Annotated in this window: 22 protein-coding genes, 1 tRNA gene and 1 pseudogene; 6 read left to right on the forward strand and 18 right to left on the reverse strand. The window is 43.2% G+C overall.

Annotated features, from left to right (window positions below; all coding sequences use genetic code 11):
- Positions 1-13: 13 nt before the first annotated feature.
- The 7 genes from sohB to A5N84_RS05460 form a co-directional block, all read right to left on the reverse strand.
- Positions 14-1,033, reverse strand: a complete 1,020-nt coding sequence (gene sohB / locus A5N84_RS05430; RefSeq protein ID WP_233119972.1) for a protease SohB — start codon at positions 1,031-1,033, stop codon at positions 14-16.
- A 4-nt stretch (positions 1,034-1,037) separates the two neighbouring features.
- A complete protein-coding gene (locus A5N84_RS05435) occupies positions 1,038-1,337 on the reverse strand; it encodes a hypothetical protein (RefSeq protein ID WP_072281559.1) in 300 nt (99 codons plus the stop codon).
- Positions 1,319-1,765 (reverse strand): hypothetical protein, encoded by a 447-nt coding sequence (locus A5N84_RS05440; protein ID WP_143324845.1) that lies wholly within the window; start codon positions 1,763-1,765, stop codon positions 1,319-1,321. Before A5N84_RS05440 ends, A5N84_RS05435 begins: the two co-directional genes overlap by 19 nt.
- Entirely contained in the window at positions 1,755-2,597 is an 843-nt protein-coding gene (locus A5N84_RS05445; protein WP_072281561.1) for an ATP-binding cassette domain-containing protein, read from the reverse strand. The genes A5N84_RS05440 and A5N84_RS05445 overlap by 11 nt, the downstream gene beginning before the upstream one ends.
- Positions 2,598-3,135: 538 nt before the next feature.
- Positions 3,136-3,306 (reverse strand): 50S ribosomal protein L33, encoded by a 171-nt coding sequence (gene rpmG / locus A5N84_RS05450; protein WP_072281562.1) that lies wholly within the window; start codon positions 3,304-3,306, stop codon positions 3,136-3,138.
- A gap of 11 nt (positions 3,307-3,317) precedes the next feature.
- Positions 3,318-3,554 carry a 50S ribosomal protein L28 gene (rpmB, locus tag A5N84_RS05455; protein WP_072281563.1) on the reverse strand — a complete coding sequence of 79 codons (237 nt, stop codon included), beginning with the start codon at positions 3,552-3,554 and terminating at the stop codon, positions 3,318-3,320.
- Positions 3,555-3,588: 34 nt separating this feature from the next.
- Positions 3,589-3,664 (reverse strand) — tRNA-Phe (locus tag A5N84_RS05460).
- 397 nt (positions 3,665-4,061) lie between these two features.
- Here A5N84_RS05460 and A5N84_RS11760 point away from each other — a divergent pair.
- Both A5N84_RS11760 and A5N84_RS11765 read left to right on the forward strand, forming a co-directional pair.
- Positions 4,062-4,229, forward strand: a complete 168-nt coding sequence (locus A5N84_RS11760) for a hypothetical protein (protein ID WP_233119973.1) — start codon at positions 4,062-4,064, stop codon at positions 4,227-4,229.
- 17 nt (positions 4,230-4,246) lie between these two features.
- Entirely contained in the window at positions 4,247-4,465 is a 219-nt protein-coding gene (locus A5N84_RS11765) for a DoxX family protein (RefSeq protein ID WP_233119974.1), read from the forward strand.
- Positions 4,466-4,534: 69 nt separating this feature from the next.
- Here A5N84_RS11765 and A5N84_RS05470 read toward each other — a convergent pair whose 3' ends face one another.
- On the reverse strand, positions 4,535-4,795 hold the full coding sequence (locus A5N84_RS05470) for an oxidative damage protection protein (RefSeq protein WP_072281564.1): 261 nt from the start codon (positions 4,793-4,795) through the stop codon (positions 4,535-4,537).
- Between the two features lie 143 nt (positions 4,796-4,938).
- On the opposite strand from A5N84_RS05470, the gene A5N84_RS05475 reads away from it, so the two are divergent.
- Entirely contained in the window at positions 4,939-5,307 is a 369-nt protein-coding gene (locus A5N84_RS05475; RefSeq protein WP_072281565.1) for a peroxiredoxin, read from the forward strand.
- Positions 5,308-5,344: 37 nt separating this feature from the next.
- Complete coding sequence (locus A5N84_RS05480) at positions 5,345-5,914, forward strand: hypoxanthine-guanine phosphoribosyltransferase (RefSeq protein ID WP_072281566.1); 570 nt, start codon at positions 5,345-5,347, stop codon at positions 5,912-5,914.
- 6 nt (positions 5,915-5,920) lie between these two features.
- Here the strand turns inward: A5N84_RS05480 and A5N84_RS05485 are convergent, their stop codons facing one another.
- From A5N84_RS05485 to A5N84_RS05525, 10 genes and pseudogenes are all read right to left on the reverse strand, one after another.
- Entirely contained in the window at positions 5,921-6,808 is an 888-nt protein-coding gene (locus A5N84_RS05485; protein ID WP_078055592.1) for a DMT family transporter, read from the reverse strand.
- Positions 6,809-6,844: 36 nt separating this feature from the next.
- Positions 6,845-7,735 (reverse strand): protein translocase subunit SecF, encoded by an 891-nt coding sequence (gene secF / locus A5N84_RS05490; protein ID WP_233119975.1) that lies wholly within the window; start codon positions 7,733-7,735, stop codon positions 6,845-6,847.
- 39 nt (positions 7,736-7,774) lie between these two features.
- Positions 7,775-8,931: pseudogene (gene secD, locus A5N84_RS11775) on the reverse strand (protein translocase subunit SecD).
- On the reverse strand, positions 8,907-9,635 hold the full coding sequence (locus tag A5N84_RS11780; protein ID WP_233119978.1) for a preprotein translocase subunit SecD family protein: 729 nt from the start codon (positions 9,633-9,635) through the stop codon (positions 8,907-8,909). Before A5N84_RS11780 ends, secD begins: the two are co-directional and overlap by 25 nt.
- A 103-nt stretch (positions 9,636-9,738) precedes the next feature.
- Entirely contained in the window at positions 9,739-10,113 is a 375-nt protein-coding gene (gene yajC, locus A5N84_RS05500) for a preprotein translocase subunit YajC (protein ID WP_072281569.1), read from the reverse strand.
- Positions 10,114-10,200: 87 nt separating this feature from the next.
- Positions 10,201-11,310 (reverse strand): tRNA guanosine(34) transglycosylase Tgt, encoded by a 1,110-nt coding sequence (gene tgt, locus A5N84_RS05505; RefSeq protein ID WP_072281570.1) that lies wholly within the window; start codon positions 11,308-11,310, stop codon positions 10,201-10,203.
- Positions 11,311-11,395: 85 nt separating this feature from the next.
- Entirely contained in the window at positions 11,396-12,361 is a 966-nt protein-coding gene (locus tag A5N84_RS05510; protein ID WP_072281571.1) for a peptidoglycan-binding domain-containing protein, read from the reverse strand.
- Positions 12,362-12,523: 162 nt separating this feature from the next.
- Positions 12,524-12,946, reverse strand: coding sequence for a universal stress protein (locus A5N84_RS05515; protein WP_072281572.1), 423 nt, complete (start codon positions 12,944-12,946; stop codon positions 12,524-12,526).
- Positions 12,936-15,632, reverse strand: a complete 2,697-nt coding sequence (locus A5N84_RS05520; protein WP_072281573.1) for a TRAP transporter permease — start codon at positions 15,630-15,632, stop codon at positions 12,936-12,938. The genes A5N84_RS05515 and A5N84_RS05520 overlap by 11 nt, the downstream gene beginning before the upstream one ends.
- Before the next feature lie 228 nt (positions 15,633-15,860).
- Entirely contained in the window at positions 15,861-16,823 is a 963-nt protein-coding gene (locus A5N84_RS05525; protein WP_072281750.1) for a TAXI family TRAP transporter solute-binding subunit, read from the reverse strand.
- Between the two features lie 138 nt (positions 16,824-16,961).
- Between A5N84_RS05525 and gluQRS the strand changes: the two genes are divergently transcribed.
- Positions 16,962-17,732, forward strand: coding sequence for a tRNA glutamyl-Q(34) synthetase GluQRS (gene gluQRS / locus A5N84_RS05530; RefSeq protein WP_198923819.1), 771 nt, complete (start codon positions 16,962-16,964; stop codon positions 17,730-17,732).
- 259 nt (positions 17,733-17,991) lie between these two features.
- Entirely contained in the window at positions 17,992-19,938 is a 1,947-nt protein-coding gene (gene acs, locus A5N84_RS05535; RefSeq protein ID WP_072281574.1) for an acetate--CoA ligase, read from the forward strand.
- The last annotated feature ends 34 nt before the right edge of the window (positions 19,939-19,972 follow it).

A 19,972-nucleotide genomic window follows, 5' to 3' on the forward strand; every position in this document is an offset into this window, starting at 1 on the left:
ATTTCCCCGGTGATTATTGAATAAACGTTTTAAACAGCGATGACAAGCGCGCCTTACCTAAAAATCTATCTTTGATTTTATCCAAAAATGACTCCTCTACCGCCTGCTCCAACAACAGCACCTGATGCGTCTGCAAACGATTTAAAATAAAATCATCACTCATTCCCACCGCATCAATCAACCCCTTTTCAACCGCCTGTACCCCATACCACGTCTCACCCGTTGCCACCGCTTCCACATCCAAATGAGGGCGCACCTTTGCAATATGCGCCTTAAACAACTCATGCGTAATAAGCAACTCACGCCGAAACTGCTCACGGTCTTCCTGTGTATTTTCGCCAAACATCGTCAAACTGCGTTTATATTTACCAGCAGTATGCTCCTCATACTCAATGGCATTTTTTTTCAACAACTCATGAAAATTAGGCAATGCCCCAATCACCCCAATCGAGCCAATAATAGCAAACGGCGCCGCATGCAACTCATCAGCCATACACGCCATCATATAACCCCCGCTTGCCGCCACCTTATCCACCGCCACCACCAAACGAATATTATGCGATCGCAAACGCGATAATTGCGAAGCAGCCAAACCATAGGCATGCACAAATCCCCCGCCACTCTCAAGACGCAACAACACCTCATCGCCAGCCTGAGCAAATTCAATAATCGCCGAAATAAACACCCGCAAATCCTCTACCGCACTCGCCTGCACATCGCCATCAAAATCTAGCACAAACAACCGATGACGCTCTGCCTTATCCTCTTGAGCCTCCGCCTCCTTCTCCTTTTTCTTTTGCTCTTTTTGATAGGTCTTCAAAGCCTTTTTATTTAAAGTTTGCTGATAAATTTGCTCTCTTTGCCCCTCATAATATTCATTTAATGACGTAATTTTTAATTGCCCCTCCTCATCGTCTAAATGACGCGAACGCTTTAATGCCATAATCAATCCCAGCAACAAAGCAAACGCCAGCACAAACGTCAGCGCTTTTGCCAAAAACAACCCATATTCATAAATAAAATTTAGCAACAAAACTCTAATCCTTTACCCAATAAATAGGCAATAATGTCATAAAAATCAACCAATGCACCAGCACAAACATCAACGTCTGACTATGCACCACCCCTTGCATTAACAACTGAACATGCTCAAAAGGCGAAAGCCATTGCAACATCGCCACCCACGCTTGTGGCTGAGAAATCAACGTTGGCGCCACCCACAAAAACAGCCAAATCAGCGCCAACACCAGCGACGCCGTCAACGCCTGCACACATAACACCGACACCAACAAACTCAACAACCCCGCATAACCTATTATCAGCACCTGCGCCAACACAATCCCCCCACACCAGCGCCCCCTGCCACTGCGTCGCATCCCAAAGCCACAAAAAAAAACACCCAAAATGGCAACGTCAACAACAACATCGACCCCAAAAGCGTCGCAATTTTAAACCCCAAAATCTGCCACAACAAACGCCTAGAACCCACATACAAAAAATCACAATGCCACTGACGCTCTAGCGAAAAACTCCGTGCCCCAAAAAACAAACTCCATAAAACCAACCAATACAACACCAATTGATTCGCCTGCACTAACAACAACTGCGTCGCCCCCCGTTGATTACTCAACCCAGACAACTTAACCGCAATCGCCTGATATTCTATAAAATAATTCAATAAGAATAGCGCCAACACAAACCACGCCAACGCCATCGCCCAAACCCCCACAGGTAGCATCAGCATTCGCCATTCCTTAGCCCACATTAGCAATCCTCTCCTGCAAAGCCGCCACTGGATAGCGCCCCCCCACCAAAACCTCCTCCCCTCTCTTGGCTAAAATCTCATAAAGCCTAGCTAATGAATAACGCTGTGCCGAAACCGCAATAAAACGCCCCTCATCAACAACCTTCTCCAAGACAAAAGAAGCTGGCACCTCCTTAAAACTCAACCACCACAACCCCTCCCGAGGCGGCAACAATAATTCCTCACAACGTCCATCTTGCATAACATACACCCGATTTGCCGTTGCAATAATTTCCTCATAATCATGCGAAATCATCAACACACTCGCTGAATGCGCCATTTCCGCCAAAAGCGGACGCAACGCCTGTTTTTGCCCATCATCCAAACCATTTGTCGGCTCATCTAATAACAAAATCTGTGGCGCATGAATCCACGCCTGCGCCAAACCCACCCGTTGACGATAACCATGTGATAACGCCTGACAACGCAAACCCAACACCGCCTGCAATTGACAACGCGCCACCACAAAATCAACCGCCTGCGACACCTCCCTCACCCCACGAACCTGAGCACAATAACGCAAAAACTCCCCCACCCGCATAGACGGATACAACGGCGCTTTATCTGGTAAAAATCCTAACCACTGAGACTTACGCTCAAAATGATAATCAATCGTCCCCACCTGCGCCAACTTAAGCCCCGCCAATAAAGACATCAACGTCGTTTTTCCAGCCCCATTACTACCAACCAACGCCGCCACCTCATTAGCATACAGCGCCAAATCACAATGCGCCAAAATACGCCTACCCCAAGCGCGATATCCCACATTTTTAGCAGACAACAACGGCATCATTGATATTTACTCTAAACATAGCCTTAAAACGCTTCATTTTTAAATAACATTACACATATTGCTTAACATATTTAATATCCATTTTTCAATCTTTGACTAAACACACTCTCACCATTTCATCAAACTACTGCAAAAATCTAATCTTACTCAAAACTCAAAACTCAAGCAGGATATTCACTCAGTCTAAAATTTCCATCACACTCCCCCACCAAGCGCCTAAGCCCGCACCTCACATTTACACAACAAATCCTGTGCGCAACACTTTATAAGTACCACAACTCCTTAGCGCATTTTTATAGCAAAAATCTTCTGCATAATACTTTACATCTCGCACAATATTTAGCGCCACATCAAACCATCTATGCAACATCAATTTTCTAGTGACTTATATTATAAATTCCATATGCGCAAAAAAACCCGCATAATGCGGGTTTTGCATAACCAAATAATCACAGAAAATAATTTAACCACCTTAAATATTAAAAATTTCCCGTTTCTAAAACAAAAGCAGCGCCAAATTGTTGACGCTGCTTCAATATTATTTGATTTTAGCTTCTTTATAAATTACATGCTTACGCGCAACTGGATCAAATTTTTTGATTTCCATTTTTTCAGGCATATTACGCTTATTTTTAGTCGTGGTATAAAAATGTCCATTTCCTTCTGAAGAAACCAAACGGATTTTCTCACGCGCATTTTTTTTAGCCATCGCTAAACTCCTTAAACTTTCTCGCCACGCGCACGAATTTCAGATAAAACGGCATCAATACCTTTTTTATCAATAATGCGCATGCCATTTGCAGATACTTTTAATTTTACAAAACGATTTTCACTTTCAACCCAAAAACGATGCTCTTGAATATTAGGCAAAAAACGTCTTCTTGTTTTGTTTTGTGCATGGGAAACGGTGTTACCTACCATTGGCTTTTTACCAGTCACTTGGCAAACTCTGGCCATAGCCGTACCTCTTAAAATATCTAGTTAAAATGAGTGGTGGCCAAGGGCGGAATCGAACCACCGACACGCGGATTTTCAATCCGCTGCTCTACCGACTGAGCTACTTGGCCGTGAAAGGCGGCTATTAAACTGTATTTCATCCATGCCGTCAACATTATTTTTCATAAAAATACAAAAAATACATTCCTATCAAAAAAAATTAAGAAAATACAAATATTTAAAATTTACAAAAATATCAAAATCAGCGCGATAGCACGAAAGCTATTCACGCATAAATTTTTTGACAAAAACAGCTTGCCCATCGCTTCAAACAATATGAGCCAAATTTAATCTTAGTGGAATGGATAAATTTTTGCTTAATTTTTATACCTTTTCTTATCTTTATTCTCTTCACAACAATAATAACAAAAACTCATAAACGCAATAAAAACCATTGAGCAGACACATTGAGCAGACAGTATATATTCTATGTAATTGCCACTCTCTATTTTTAAAAAGGTATTTAAAATGTTAAACGTATCTCCAACATTGCAAAGCAGAGTTCTATCAATTGTGCGTATTGTAACTGGTTATTCTTTTTTCCTTCATGGCACAGCTAAAGCATTTGCTTTCCCAATTGATAATACTAATTTTTTTGACTCTTACTTCTCTATGATTGGTGCTGCACCATCTTAGAATTAGTGTTAGGATTTTTGCTTATTATCGGATTATTTGCTCGTGTCGCTGCATTTCTTTCCTCAGGGATGATGGCTGTTGGTTATTTTATGATGTATCTTTCTTTATTCCCACTTGCAAATGGCGGTGAACCTGCAACACTCTATGCATTTATTTTCTTACATCTAGCTGTTGCTGGTGGTGGCATTTGGTCTGTAGATGCCGCGCTTAACAAAAATAATGCTGTTATTAAATAAATAATACATTTTAAGTTTTAGGCACATCCGTTATGCGCCTAAAACTATTAATAATTTTCTCACTTAAGCTTATTTTGGCTGGTACTCTGCAGGACTTACTTTTGCATCATTAAATAAGAATTCTTGCATTTTCTCTCTTAAAAACTTTTGTGTTTCTGGTTCAAAAGATGATAGACGATATTCATTTAGTAGCATTGTTTGTTGCGCTAACCATAACTGCCAAGCCTCTTGGCTAATCTGTTGATAAATACGCTCACCCAGCTCACCAGCAATTGGCTTACGCGGTAGTTGTTCTCCCATACGCTGTAATTTTTGGCAAAAAATTTCCATGATTTCGTCCTAAATTTTATCTTAAAAAAAGATATCTTAACATAACGTTTAATAGCCGAATTATTTGTGCACTTTTATCGCCACTTATGCAAGTGTTGTATAATCGCACTTTTTATTAAAACGCGCCAATTTTAGGAATCGCTATGGCTGAAAAACTCGTTATCATGATTTTAAATGCAAATCCGCAAAATAGTACCGAAATTCTTGAGCCGATTTATCACGCAACCATTGCCGCATCTATGGATTATCAGGTCGAAATTATTTTCGCAGGAAGCGCTGGCGAGCTGGCGATTCGCAAAGTAGCAGAAAAAATCCCTACAGCTCGCAAAACTGATGAAACGATTTATGATTTAATCAAAGAAGCTTATCAAAGTGGCGTGGTCATCAAAGCAAGTAAATTTGTAGTACAAAAATGGGGCGACAATCTTATTGCTGAAGTGAGTGAGGTCGTTAGTGGTGGTTATATTGTAGGGGAAATTATGAATGCCAATGTGGTTACACTTACTTATTAAGCATCTAATATTAATTTTTAAATAACAAGGCAATACTATGAGCAATCTTGATAATCAAACGCTAGAGAATGTACTTAAAAACTCCGAATGTTTAATTACTAGTGAGCAGGTCAACGCTGCTTATGAGCGCTTAGCCGCGCAACTTAATTTGCATTATGCACAATTAAATCCTTTAGTCATTGTCGTGATGAACGGCGGCCTAATCCCAGCGGGACATTTAATTAGTAAACTTAGTTTTTTTCATCGTATGGATTATATTCACGCTACCCGCTATCGCAACAACCAAGGCACCAATGATTTACAGTGGTGCAAACGCCCACAGGCCTCACTCTCTGGAGAACATGTTTTACTGATTGATGATATTTTTGACGAAGGCATTACTTTAAAAACTATTGTAGATGAGTTGAGCCTACAAAAACCCGCTAGCCTTAAAACTTGCGTACTGCTAAATAAAAGGCATCAACGCAAAATAGATAATTTTGATGTGGATTTTGTTGGCACTGAGGTAGCAGACCGCTATATTTATGGCTGTGGCATGGACTATCATGGCTATTTGCGCCATTTATCAGGCATTTATGCTCTAAGAGAAGATGCACAGAGCCAATAAACCAAACTAAGAAACCGACGGTTCAAATTGTGCGATGAGCATAGCAATAAACATCATCGCACAACCGCTTAACATTAAAGGCGTTATCTGTTCATCTAGTAACCACCAACCAAATCCCAATGCAAATACCGCTTCCATAGATAATAAAATCGCTGCAGCACTTGCACTGACTTTGCGTTGTCCTACGGCTTGCAAGAAAAATGCCAGTGCTGATGAACCCAAGCCTGTATAGGCAATATCCCAAAAAGTAATTTTCAGCGCAGACCAATCTATAAGCGCCTCAATCCCTTCAACCACACCCACGCCAATTATTGCTAACAAAGCAACAGTCCACAGTTGCACCACTGAAAATGCCAACACATTGGCATGTCTAACGGCTATACCCATCCAGATAACCTGCAAAGACCAAAAAAAGGTGCCAAATAAAGTTAAATAATCGCCAATATTCCACACCAAGAGCATATTATCAGCAGATACCCCTATAAAGCACCATAATCCTATACAGGAAAATCCCACCGCCGCTATAGTATGGCGCGACATTTTTTGCCCAAATAGTGCCAATATTATGGGAATTAAAATCACATACAGACCAGTCAAAAAACCTGATTTTCCTGCGGTGGTATAACCCAATCCCCACTGCTGGGCAATCATACCGCCAAACATTAAAATCCCACTCACCGCGCCATAAAAGCCCCAGCGCCCATAATGAGCTAATGGATACATGTAATGCTGTGCAAGCCAGATAAAAGAAAGCGTTACCGCTGCAAATAGAAAACGCCATGCAGTAAACCATAAGGGATTAACAAACTGCGCGCCATGACGCTGAAAGATAAATGCCAACCCAAACAACACCGCCGTTACAAGAAGCGCTAAATGCCCATAATTAAAACGCATTATATAACCATTGCACTCGTAATATCACTTTATAAATTAGGGCATATCGTCAATTTCTTCTTTGGGTTTGGGAATTAAATCCTCATGTTTAACACCTAGACGTGCTACTAAAGCGCTCGCAACTAAAATAGAAGAATATGTTCCAAATATTACGCCAAAAATCATCGCCGCAGCAAACCCAAATAACGTTTCCCCACCAAAAAACAATAACGCAAGCACCGCAAGCAAGGTTGTTAAACCTGTAACGATGGTACGCGCTAAGGTTTGATTAATAGCAATATCAATAATATCTTTAGGCGCTTGTGCTGGCATTTTCAAGAAGTTCTCACGAATGCGATCATAGACTACCACCGTATCATTAACTGAATATCCCAAAACTGCTAGAAGCGCTGCTAATACCGTTAAATCAAACGGCCATTGCATCAATGAAAAAACACCTGCTGTTACAATCACATCATGCAATTGCGCCAATACCGCGCCAATAGCAAATTTCCATTCAAATCGAATACCTAAATAAATAATCATTCCTACAGTTGCTAGCACCAAAGCGGTAATACCTTTTTCAATAAGTTCTTCTTTGTATTGTCCACCAATTTTAGACTGTCCAGAAACCACTACATTTTCATCTACCGATTGCAAAGTGGCGATAATATCTTGCATTAACATATTGGTATCACGCCCTTCCAGCTCTGAAAATCGCACTTGTATGTCTTGCGAAGAGCCATATTGAATCACTGTTGCATTGGGATGCACTTCTCTAATTTTCTGTCGAATCTCAGCAATACTCACCGCCTGAGGATATTTCACCTCAACGGTTGCACCGCCTGTAAATTCCAAACCAAAATTAAACCCACGAACGAAGATTAAAACCAAACAGACAAGCGTCAAAGCCAAAGAAAACCACAAGCCTTTCTGCCCATAATTCATGAACCGCACATAGGGTAAGTTAAATTTCATTGTTCATTCTCACATATTTAATTTTGCTTGTTTTTTGCGCAATAAAAAGAATTCAATTAGCGCCCTAGTTACATAAATGGCGGTAAACATCGATGTAATGATGCCCACAGATAAGGTTACCGCAAATCCTTTAATCGGGCCTGCGCCAAAGCTAAATAATAATATCGCGACAATCAAAGTCGTAATATTAGCATCTACAATTGTCGACAAAGCATTATCAAAACCTGCTCTTACCGCCTGTTTCACATCGGAACTTTGTTGTAATTCTTCACGGATACGCTCATAAATCAAAACGTTAGCATCTACCGCCATTCCAAGCGTTAGAATAATCCTGCTATACCGGGTAAGGTAAGCGTTGCGCCTAATAGCGACATCAAACCCACCAACAAAACGACATTCCCTGCCAAAGCAATATCAGCAAAAAATCCCAACTTGCGGTAATACAACAGCATAAATATCGCCACCAACATCAATCCCAATATTGAGGCATTTAAACCTTGCTCAATATTTTGTTTCCCAGCACTTGGGCCAATGGTGCGCTCTTCAATAATATAGACAGGGGCAACCAACGACCCTGCGCGCAAAGTAGAAGCCAAACTCTGCGCACGCGACATAGGCGCTACACCCGTAATTTGAAAATTAGAGCTAAACTGACCCTGAATGGTGGCTGAATTGACTACTGTTTCTCTTTTCTCCACCTCGGTAACAAGCTCACCATTGGCATCTTTACGTGTTACAGGCAAATATTCAACATACATGGTCGCCATCGGTTTTTGCAAATTCTCACGCGTAATCTGCGCCATTTGCGCGCCACCTGCTGAATCCAACACTACATTGACCTGCGGTTGTGAGCTGTGTTGTCCAAAACCTGCGCTAGCATCGACAATATGTTCTCCACTCATCACCACGCGACGCTTTAATACAATTGGAGTTCCATCTTCAAAGTAGGCTAATTTACTGCCAAAAGGTGCGCGACGACTCCGCGCTGCCTGCATCACATCGGCTGTTTCATCGACAATATAAAACTCAAGTGTTGCCGTTGAGCCTAACAATTCTTTAGCACGCGCTGTATCTTGAATCCCAGGCAATTGCACTAAAATCCTATCATCGCCTACAACTTGAATGGATGGCTCTGCTACGCCTAAGCTATCAACACGTCCAGCCATGCGTATCCGATTTTGCTCGGCTGCGCGTCTTTTGCCGCGGCAATACCCTCTTCGGTTGGGACAAGGCGCACCCCTTCTTGCTCACCATCGCTGACATTAATGCGCTGTATATCATTAGGCAATACGCGAAACAATTCATTAAGCGCCAAATCACGCGCTGCAGCAGTATCAAAATAGACTACCGCCCCTCCTTGATCGGCATGCTCAATAGACTGATAGCTCAAATCATGATCTTTTAAAGTAGAAACCACCAAATCAGCTAGATTTTCACTGCGACGTTGAAATAATTCATTACTATCGACTTGCAATAAAAATGACACACCACCGCGCAAATCCAAACCTAAATTCATTGGGGATAATCCAAAAGATTGCATCCAATCAGGGGTATTGGACAGCAAATTAATAGCAACCGTCGTATCAGGAAAAGCCTCTGCTAGCCAATCCTTACTCTCTAGCTGAGCTTGAGTTTGTGCAAATAAAATCTCCACACTGCGCTCAGATACAGCAATTTTGCGATAATCCGCATCATGCTCTTTTAATAATTGCTCCACCTTTGGCAATGCTGCCTGCGCTGCTTGCGCGTCAGCAAACTGCATTTGTACCGCTGGACTTTTGCCATACCAATTGGGCAAAGCTAATAAAAGCCCCACCACCATCAACACAGCAATCACCATATATTTCCAACTAGCAAAGGGCTTAGACATAACCACTTCTTCCTAAACTTAAAAAAGCACCAGCCTAGCTGATGCCATATTGAACAAACAACAACGCAACTCAGCGGCGCGTCATACTCTTTACACGGCAAATCTATTCATCTCGCGTAACATCATTAGCCGCTACTTGTTCGCCTAGATTGCCTTTTAAGCTTCCTTTTGGTAATACTTGGGTAACAAACTGACGTTGCAAACGTACCACCGTATTGCGCGCAATTTCCAAATCAATAGCGTATTCATCTAGTGCTACCACACGCCCCATCAAACCGCCTCCAGTGATGACCTCATCACCTTTTTTTAACGCAGCAACCATCGCCTTATGCTCTTTCATACGCTTACGCTGAGGCGCAATCATAAAAAACCACATAATGGCAAAAATTCCCACCATCATCACCAACTGCAACATCCCACCACCTGCGCTTGCTTGACCTGGGGCTGCTTGAGCATAAGCTTGTTCAATGAATAACATAACCTCTCCTAAATTATCCAAACATCCAAAGGGCGCGAGTATAGCAAAAACTACGCCCTAATGAGTAATTTTGTGGTATCTATGCAACTAATCCACACCTTGCGCCTGCCACTCATAAAATTGCTTTTTAAATGCATGGAGTGTTTTTGTCTCAATGGCTGCGCGCAACTGATGCACCAAACGCAAATAATAGCGCAAGTTATGAATGCTATTAAGACGCGCCCCCAGCATTTCATTTGTTTTATCTAAATGATGCAAATAAGCACGCGAATAATGCTGACAAGTATAGCAATCACAATCCTCTTCAATTGGACGCAAATCATTTTTAAAACGACTATTGCGCAACTTCAACACCCCATATTTGGTAAATAAATAGCCATTGCGCGCATTGCGGGTTGGCATCACACAATCAAACATATCAATACCACGACAAACCGCCTCAACAATATCTTGAGGTTTTCCCACTCCCATTAAATAACGTGGCTTATCGCTAGGTAAATGCGGTAACGTATGCTCTAACGTATCCTCCCGCTCCTGCGCACTCTCCCCTACTGCCAATCCACCAACCGCATACCCTGGCAAATCCAACTCAACCAATGCCTGAGCTGATTCCTGACGCAACTGTGGATAGACCCCACCTTGAACAATACCAAACAAATGATTGTGATGCTCACCATGCGCCACCTTACAGCGCTTTGCCCAACGCAACGACATCCGCATAGAACTTGCCGCCTGCGCAAAAGTTGCTGGATAAGGCGTACATTCATCAAACTGCATAATAATATTGCTGTTTAATGCATGTTGTACCGCAATTGAACGCTCAGGTGTTAGAAACACCCGACTGCCATCAATTGGCGAACGAAAATGCACACCCTCCTCAGTAATTTTGCGGATTTTTGCCAAACTAAAGACCTGAAAACCACCAGAATCCGTTAATATTGGCTTATCCCAATACATAAACTGATGCAAACCGCCATGAGCTGCCACGATATCCTCACCTGGTCTTAGCATTAAGTGGAAAGTATTGCCTAAAATAATTTCTGCCCCCAATGCTTTGAGTTCCTCAGGGGATACGCCCTTCACTGTGCCAAGCGTCCCCACTGGCATAAAAATAGGGGTTTCAATCACCTGACCAGATGCAAAAGAAATTCTCCCACGACGCGCCTGCCCATCTTGTTGTAAAAGTTCGTATTTCATTTATTCAACACTCCTTCCCCATCACTTAATACAAAAAAGGAAGGCGCAAACCTTCCTTTTTAAATACAACGGCTGAATCAATATATTATTGAACGCCTAAAGCACGCAACGTTTCAAACGTCACACCGCCTACAGATAAATTATTAGCGCGCTGATAAGCTTCAACCGCAGTTAAAGTGGATGGACCAAGTGCGCCATCAACCGCGCCTACATTATAACCTTCGCGATTAAGCGCCTGCTGTAATTGTTCAATCGTTGCTTTGTTGATATTCGCCGTACACAATACAGGCTCCCAACGTGCTTGAGCATCTGCTACTTTCTCATATACCGTAATCTCAGCATATTCAGCAGGAATTTCAATCATTCTCTCTTCAGCTTCTTTAACCAATTTTTTCACCCGCACCGTTTGATATTGCGCCTCAACAGGCACTTCTTCAACCGTCGCCTCTTGGTCAAGAACTTGTTTTTCAATGGTGACATAAACCGCTTCAATAGGCATTTCTCTCACTTGAGCCTGCTCTTGCACCACGCGCTTAGTTACAGTTTCATATTCTGCAGGCACCTCTCCAATTCGCATAACCTCACTAACCGATTGAATTTGGCGATTAGAGCCTTCGCTTGTACCAGATAAATAAGCAGGACGCGCCACCACTTCATCTTCCACCTCAACATATTGAGGTGGAATAACTTCCTTACCAACACTTGCAGGCTCTACTTCAATTTCTTCCTGCACAGTTTTATAAGTTGCTGGCACCACGCGCAATTCAACCCCAGCAGGCTTAATCATTACCTCTTCTTCCACCCACTCATATTCTGCAGGAATAATTTCAATAGTTTGAGAAGCCTCTTTAACCACCACTTGCTCAGTGCGTCTTTCAAATTGTGCAGGCACAACAACTAAAGCCTGACACTCACCACCTCTTGCCTGTGGCAAGCTCAGCGTCAACGCATTGTTAACCGCCTGCTCTACAGTGGATTGTTCACTTTGTTGCGCTTGCGCAGATACCGCTACAGCAACAGCCAATGCCAGTGAAACTTTACGTTTAATCATCAAATACTCCTTAACCAGTTAAAACAAAATCAAAACAACTAATATTTATAAAGACGCTACTTTATATCAATTTTGCCTAATTCTCAAAATTTCATAACGAAATAAAGCAAATACGACAAACCCATCCAATAAAAAATCATCTCATCATAACCACGCCGCAGCTTAACGAATAATCAACACTGGCTTGTCGCAATATCTTGCCACTCGCGCTGCATTTGGGCCCAAGCCTTTTGTATTGGGTTTACTCGAAGCGACAATAACCAACTCTGAATTTTGCTCACGCGCAATGCGGTTAATTTCCTCATAGATTGTTCCCATTGCCACAATATGCTTTACCTGAACGCCTTCAGGAAAATGTTTTTTCGTAAAGCTTTTTAGCGCAGCCTTAGCTTTCTCTGCTATTTTTTTATCATAGTCTTTGGGCAAGAAAGAGGATACAAATCCAGCGCCTACAGGTTGGATAACCGCAATCATTTGATAGACCACATTCTCAGTCTGTCCACCAATTTCCAGCGCCACTTGCACCGCTTTTTCTGAAAATTGTTCATGTTCAACATCCACTGCAATCATAATTTTACGAAACATACGCTTTCTCCACTGATAAATGATCTGTCAAACGTCGACGCCTAATTTGCCGCCATGCCACTACGGCCAAAAGCATCAAACCCGGGATAAACATCCATTCTTTTGCCCAATTCCCATGGCGAGGCAAAGAGGCACTCAAAATGGTTTGATCCCAATCCAATCCAGCATTAGCAGCCACCGAACCTAACGCCACATCGTCAATGAGCCATTCCTCTAACTGACGCCCTTCAAACTCAATCATATTGCCAGTTTGAATAATCGTCATTCCCATATTATCCAACCGCTCTTGACCACTTGTACCTTCAGCAATTGGCACACGCGCATAAAACGTAATCTCCTTACCATAAGGATTAAGTCCGCGTACAAATAACATAAAATCATCGCCAACTGGTGCTTGTCCAATCTTTTCAACAAAATGGCGCGGCAAGACTTCTTGAGTGCTTGGCGAGACATAATCCATGAAAAATCCTGGGCGGAATAACATAAAGGTTGCTAATAATAAAATGGGCATCTCCCACCATTTATTTTTAGCAAAAAACCATCCCATGGTTGCAGCAGTAAAGGCCAAAATTGCAATGGTCGCCACCACAAACGTCAAAATACCTTTTAACCAACCCACATCAATTAACAATAAATCCGTGTTAAAAATAAACAGGAAAGGCAATAACGCTGTACGCAAACTATAGAAAAATGCCACTAAGCCAGTTTTAATCGGATCACCACCTGATACCGCCGCTGCGGCAAAAGAAGCCAATCCAACTGGTGGTGTAACATCTGCCATAATTCCAAAATAAAATACAAACAAATGCACCGCAATTAACGGCACAACCAAACCATTTTGCCGCCCAACCTCAACAATCACCACTGCCATTAACGACGACACCACAATATAGTTTGCTGTTGTTGGCAATCCCATCCCCAAAATCAAACTAAACACCGCCACCATCGCCAGCATAATCAACAGATTCCCGCCAGAAATAAACTCAATAATATTAGATAATTGAGTACCAAAACCCGTAAGTGCCACAACGCCTACAATAATGCCTGCCGTTGCCGTTGCAATGCCAATACCAATCATATTACGCGCACCCATTTCTAGCCCTTCAAGCAAATCTTGAAATCCTAGGCGCACACCAGAAATCACATCCGACTGCTTACGGAAAAAAGCTAATAAAGAACGTTGCGTTAATTGGATAAAAATTAGCGCCATTGTCCCCCAAAAAGCAGATAGCCCTGGCGACATGCGCTCAACCATCAAACACCAAATCAACACCACTACTGGCAATAAATAATGCAATCCTGCATTCACCGTTGGACGTACCGATGGCAATTTCACCATCTCTTCATTGGCATCATCCATTTTCAAATCTTCAAACTGAGACACCCGATAAATTAGCAACCCATAGACCGCCAACAGCCCCAACGCCACAATCACAAAAGCCGCATCAGGTAGCGCCACCTTAAGCCAACCCAAACCATATTTCACGGCAAAATAAATCAGCCCCACCACCACAAACGCCCCTACCGCGCGTAATAAAGAAACCAACAATGGATTAGGCGGATCCGTGCGCTCAAGCCCTACCAAATTTTGCTTACACGCCTCTAAATGCACGATATACACCAGCGCAATATATGAAATAACCGCGGGTAAAAAAGCATGTTTAATCAATTCATTGTATGGCATATTGACATATTCAATCATCAAAAAAGCCGCCGCCCCCATCACTGGCGGCATAATCTGTCCGTTAACTGAAGACGCCACCTCAACGGCACCTGCTTTCTCCGCACTAAACCCCACCCGCTTCATCATCGGCACAGTAAACGTCCCCGTCGTTACCACATTAGCAATAGAAGAGCCAGAGATTAATCCTGTTAATCCAGACGCCACTACCGCCGCCTTAGCAGGCCCTCCACGATAATGCCCCAAATAAGCAAATGCCGTTTTAATAAAATAATTTCCCGCGCCTGCCTTATCGAGCAGCGCACCAAATAACACAAACAAAAACACATATTTTGTTGAAACACCAAGCGCTACTCCAAACACACCTTCCGTAGTAATCCATTGTTGATTAATAATTTGATTAATCGAGCCACTACGATGCGCAACCATCCAGTCCATTGGAAAATACTGTCCAACAAAGTTATAGATTAAAAACACTGATGCAATCAGCACCAAAGGCAATCCCAAACTGCGTCTTGTTGCCTCCAAAAGCAACACAATCCCCATACAACCTACCACGATATCTTGAAGATTAGGCGCTCCCACTCTTTTTACAATCTCACCATAAAAAAACAAATAATAAGACGCCAAAAAAGCACCCACCACCGCCAATAGCCAATCAAAAGCTGGCACGCGGTATTTAGGGGAATGCTTAAATGCAGGATAAGATAAAAAAGCCAAAAAAATTGCAAAAGACAAATGAATCGACCGCGCCCGCGTATCGTCAACCACCACATTTAAACTATGAATCCCCATACTATTAAGCATATTTTGCAACATAAACGGCAAAGGCGAAGCGTAATAAATCTGGAAAATTGACCAAATAATCGCCGTCCATACAATCACTTTTTTTGTCGCACCCGTTGGGCTTCGCCCACCCGTATCATTAGAAGCGACCAAATCTTGTAAATCTTCACTCGGCAACGCCGCTCCAGTGCGCGCATTAGATTGTTCTATATTCGACATTGAAACTCCGTTTGTTGTTGTTATGAATAAGGATAGTTTTTTAATTTTTTTATTTTTATCCAAAGCGTTACTTTTATATACAAACCAAAACCTATAATTTGCATATTTAATTGCTTATTAGAAACGCTTCGATAGAGTCTAAAAGAGGTTTGATTGTTTTATGTATTAATAACCAACGCACACAACAAAGCGCAGAGAAAAATCCCTGCGCCTTTAATCTTAAAAAGCTTAGTTTAACCAGCCTTTTTCACGATAATAACGTGCTGCACCGTCATGCAAAGGCGCTGATAATGCATTTGAAATCATCTCTTTTTCAGATAAGTTTTCAAATGCTGGGTGCAAACGCTTAAAGCGGTCGAAGTTTTCAAACACCGTTTTGGTGATTTCATAAACCGTCTCTTCTGGCACATCTGCGCTTGTAACTAAAGTCGCGTATACCCCGAAAGTATTCACATCATTTGGCGTGCCATCATACATTCCGCCAGGAATCGTAACATGTGCAAAATACGGACTTTCTGCAACCAATTGGTCAACTTCATCACCCGTTACATCCACCAAATGCGCCGCACAAGAAGCTGCTGCTTCTTTGATTGCACCCGAAGGATGCCCAACAGTATAAGAAATAGCATCTAAATTATTATCACACAGTGCAGAAGCCATCTCCGCAGGTTTTAATTCAGAAGCCACGGCAAACGCATTTGCACCCCAACCTTTTTTCTCCACCAAAGTATCCATCGTCGTGCGCGTTCCCGAACCTGGGTTACCGATATTGACACGCTTACCTTTTAAATCATCAAAAGTTTTCACACCCGCATCTTCACGCGCCATTACAGTAAACGGCTCAGGGTGAACTGAAAACACCGCACGCAATTTATCATTAGCCTTACCAGCAAATTCACCTTCCCCGTTATACGCTTTAAACTGAGAATCAGATTGTACAATCCCCATCTGACGCTCCCCTGCCGCCAGCGCATTTAAGTTATCCACTGAACCCCCAGTAGAAGGGGCATTACATTTAATCCCAGAAGTTTCACTATCTCTATTGACCAACTTACAAATCGACTGTCCAACCACATAATAAACCCCAGTTTGACCACCAGTACCGATGGTAACAAACCCAGCTTGAGCAAATGCACCCATTGAGCAAGCCATTGCTGCTGCCATCGCGGTTAATTTCATCCCCTTAATCATAAGTAAATCCTCCATTATATTTAGGTTAAAATAAATCGCTTTTCGCGAATAAATCTTTTACCATTTAACGCCCAAACTTGGCAAGTATCATTCTCACAACAACCACCAATCAATCCTCACAAAAACAAACACAACCCATTGACTACACAAGACATTCATAAAAACCCCTTTCCTAGAAAAAATCCCCCTATCTACATTGGGCGCTTTGCCCCCACCCCGAGCGGAGCATTACATTTTGGCTCATTAGTTACAGCTCTAGGGAGTTATTTAGACGCTAAAGCGCATAAAGGACGCTGGTTATTACGCATTGAAGACATTGACCGCAACCGCAGCCAACGCCAAGCCATCACCACCATTTATCATCAACTGGAAACCCTCCAACTGCACTGGGATGGTAAAATCCGCCTACAAAGCCAACACCTCAATGATTACGCCCACGCCCTAACCCAACTCCAACCGCACCTTTATTATTGCACTTGTAGTCGTAAATACTGGCAACCAACAGCGCCTCAGGGGGCGCTTGGCGCCATTTATCCTCGCCACTGTCAAAATCAAAAAACACCGCCTCCCCAACAAAACAGCGCCATCCGCCTCAGCCTGCCTTTCCAAACCGCCCATTTTTACGACCGCCTACTCGGCGCACAACAATTCACCTTTCAAAAAGACCTTGGCGACCCTATTTTACGTCGTCGCGATGGAGACATTGCCTATGCCCTTGCCGTAGTCGTTGACGATGCCCTCCAACACATTACCCACATCGTCCGCGGGCAAGACCTCCTCGCCATAACCGTTTTGCAAAACCACCTCCAAACCCTCCTAAACCTCCCCCGCCCCACATATCTCCATCTTCCCCTTGCCCTCACCCCAGATAGACAAAAACTCAGTAAACAAAACCACGCACCCCCATAGACCTTAGCCAGCCAAGCCAAACCCTAGCTGCCGCCCTCACTCACCTCGGACAACCCCTACCTGAGAACCCCCATCACCTCACCCCTGCCCAACTCCTCACCCATGCCATCGCCCATTGGCAAATTCACACCATCCCCAAACACCCACAAATTGTCCTCTAAGTTCATCTAAGTTCATCACATCCTTTTATAATCCCCAGCATCATGGCATACTACTTAAAATTCCATAAAAGGCGCTCAATCCAGCGAAGGAGAAACACTTGGAACCAACCGACTATTACCCTGTCCCCCATGCCGTTGCCAAACATGCCAATCTGGATGCGAACGACTACCAACAGCTCTACCAATACTCCATCACACACCCTGAGCAATTTTGGGAGGAACAAGCCAAAGCTCGCCTAAGCTTTAGCAAATCTTGGGATACCGTCCATAACAGTAATTTAAGCCAAGGAAAAATTCGTTGGTTTGAAGGTGCGCAATTAAACATTGCCTACAATTGCATTGACCGCCACTTAAAAAAACATGCCGATAAAGTCGCTTTTATTTTTGAGCATAATGACCCAACCCAATCCTATAGTCTCACCTACCAACAACTGCATGAACAAGTCTGCAAACTTGCTAATGTTCTCAAGGCTTACGGCATCGAAAAAGGCGATCGAGTCTGCATTTACCTTCCTATGATTGCCGAAGCTGCTATTGCCATGCTCGCTTGCGCGCGTATTGGTGCAATCCATTCTGTTGTTTTTGGTGGATTTTCTGCAGATGCGCTTGCAAATCGAATCGATGATTGCCAAGCGAAAGTAATGATCACCTCTGATGGTGGATATCGGGGCAATAAAATCACTCCAGTTAAAGCCAATGTTGATAAAGCACTACAACATACCTCATACATTAAACATGTTATTGTTATTGAAGTAACTAAAACCCCTATTGATTGGAATTCCGAGCGCGATATTTGGTACCACCATGTTATGGAAAAAGCCAACAATGATTGCCCTTGCGAACCCATGCAAGCTGAAGATCCACTTTTCATCCTCTACACTTCTGGCTCCACAGGAAAACCCAAAGGCGTCTTACACACCAGCGCAGGATACCTTCTTTACGCTGCCACCACATTTGACTACACATTTGACTATCATGAAGGCGATATCTTTTGGTGCACTGCTGATATCGGATGGATAACAGGACACAGCTACTGTGTCTATGGTCCGCTTGCTAATGGCGCCACCAGCGTCCTTTTTGGCGGCACACCAGATTACCCTGACTATAGTCGTTTTTGGCAAGTCATCGACAAACACCAAGTGAACCTCTTCTATACTGCACCCACCGCCATCCGCTCTCTCATGCGCCAAGGCAATGCGCCTTTGCAAACCACCTCCCGTCAAAGCTTGCGCATCCTAGGCAGCGTAGGAGAGCCCATCAATCCCGAGGCATGGCATTGGTACTATCATCACGTTGGACAAGAGCGTTGTCGCGTTGTTGATACTTGGTGGCAAACTGAAACTGGCGGACATCTCCTCACCCCGCTGCCAGGCGCAACCCCCTTAAAGCCAGGATGTGCTACCCAACCCTTTTTAGGTATACAACCTGCAATCCTAGATACAGACGGCAACGAATGCCAAGGCGCCTGTGAAGGCATCCTTGTTATTAAACAAGATTGGCCAGGTATGCTACGTAGTATCTGGCAAAATCACCAGCGCTTCATCGACACCTACCTAGCTCCGTATAAAGGCTACTATTTTACAGGCGATGGCGCCAAACGCGATCAAGACGGCGACTACTGGATTACAGGACGCATGGACGATATCTTAAATGTCTCAGGACACCGCTTCAGCACCGCTGAAATAGAAAGTACTCTAGTTAAACACCCTGCCGTTGCTGAAGCCGCCATCGTTGGCTACCCACACGATACCAAAGGGCAAGGTATCTATGCATACATCACCCTCATGAACAACACCCAACCTAGCGACGACCTCAAAAAGCAACTCATTAGCTACGTGCGCCAAAAAATGGGGCCTATTTATGGCATCGACCTTATCCAATGGGCGCCGAACCTACCCAAAACTCGTTCAGGGAAAATCATGCGTCGCCTACTGCGTAAAATTGCCGCAAACAAGCTAGATAATTTAGGCGACACCTCCACCCTTGCCGACAGCGATGCTTTAAACAATCTCATCGAAGATAGGCAAAACATAGAAACCCCTTAAACCCAAAAAATCTACGGCAATATCCCAAATTTTG

It is taken from the genome of Rappaport israeli (assembly GCF_001888055.1).
Classification (GTDB): Bacteria; Pseudomonadota; Gammaproteobacteria; order Cardiobacteriales; family Cardiobacteriaceae; genus Rappaport; species Rappaport israeli.

Excerpts from the sequence above, each read along its gene's own strand:
- rpmG (WP_072281562.1), bottom strand. The coding sequence starts at position 3,306 with ATGGCTAAAAAAAATGCGCGTGAGAAAATCCGTTTGGTTTCTTCAGAA.
- A5N84_RS05445 (WP_072281561.1), bottom strand. The coding sequence starts at position 2,597 with ATGATGCCGTTGTTGTCTGCTAAAAATGTGGGATATCGCGCTTGGGGT.
- A5N84_RS05515 (WP_072281572.1), bottom strand. The coding sequence starts at position 12,946 with ATGTTTCGTAAAATTATGATTGCAGTGGATGTTGAACATGAACAATTT.
- A5N84_RS11760 (WP_233119973.1), top strand. The coding sequence starts at position 4,062 with ATGTTAAACGTATCTCCAACATTGCAAAGCAGAGTTCTATCAATTGTG.
- A5N84_RS05485 (WP_078055592.1), bottom strand. The coding sequence starts at position 6,808 with ATGCGTTTTAATTATGGGCATTTAGCGCTTCTTGTAACGGCGGTGTTG.
- secF (WP_233119975.1), bottom strand. The coding sequence starts at position 7,735 with ATGAATTATGGGCAGAAAGGCTTGTGGTTTTCTTTGGCTTTGACGCTT.
- A5N84_RS11780 (WP_233119978.1), bottom strand. The coding sequence starts at position 9,635 with ATGTCTAAGCCCTTTGCTAGTTGGAAATATATGGTGATTGCTGTGTTG.
- A5N84_RS05470 (WP_072281564.1), bottom strand. The coding sequence starts at position 4,795 with ATGGAAATTTTTTGCCAAAAATTACAGCGTATGGGAGAACAACTACCG.
- tgt (WP_072281570.1), bottom strand. The coding sequence starts at position 11,310 with ATGAAATACGAACTTTTACAACAAGATGGGCAGGCGCGTCGTGGGAGA.
- yajC (WP_072281569.1), bottom strand. The coding sequence starts at position 10,113 with ATGTTATTCATTGAACAAGCTTATGCTCAAGCAGCCCCAGGTCAAGCA.
- A5N84_RS05510 (WP_072281571.1), bottom strand. The coding sequence starts at position 12,361 with ATGATTAAACGTAAAGTTTCACTGGCATTGGCTGTTGCTGTAGCGGTA.
- rpmB (WP_072281563.1), bottom strand. The coding sequence starts at position 3,554 with ATGGCCAGAGTTTGCCAAGTGACTGGTAAAAAGCCAATGGTAGGTAAC.
- A5N84_RS05525 (WP_072281750.1), bottom strand. The coding sequence starts at position 16,823 with ATGATTAAGGGGATGAAATTAACCGCGATGGCAGCAGCAATGGCTTGC.
- A5N84_RS05440 (WP_143324845.1), bottom strand. The coding sequence starts at position 1,765 with ATGTGGGCTAAGGAATGGCGAATGCTGATGCTACCTGTGGGGGTTTGG.
- A5N84_RS05475 (WP_072281565.1), top strand. The coding sequence starts at position 4,939 with ATGGCTGAAAAACTCGTTATCATGATTTTAAATGCAAATCCGCAAAAT.
- A5N84_RS05520 (WP_072281573.1), bottom strand. The coding sequence starts at position 15,632 with ATGTCGAATATAGAACAATCTAATGCGCGCACTGGAGCGGCGTTGCCG.
- A5N84_RS05480 (WP_072281566.1), top strand. The coding sequence starts at position 5,345 with ATGAGCAATCTTGATAATCAAACGCTAGAGAATGTACTTAAAAACTCC.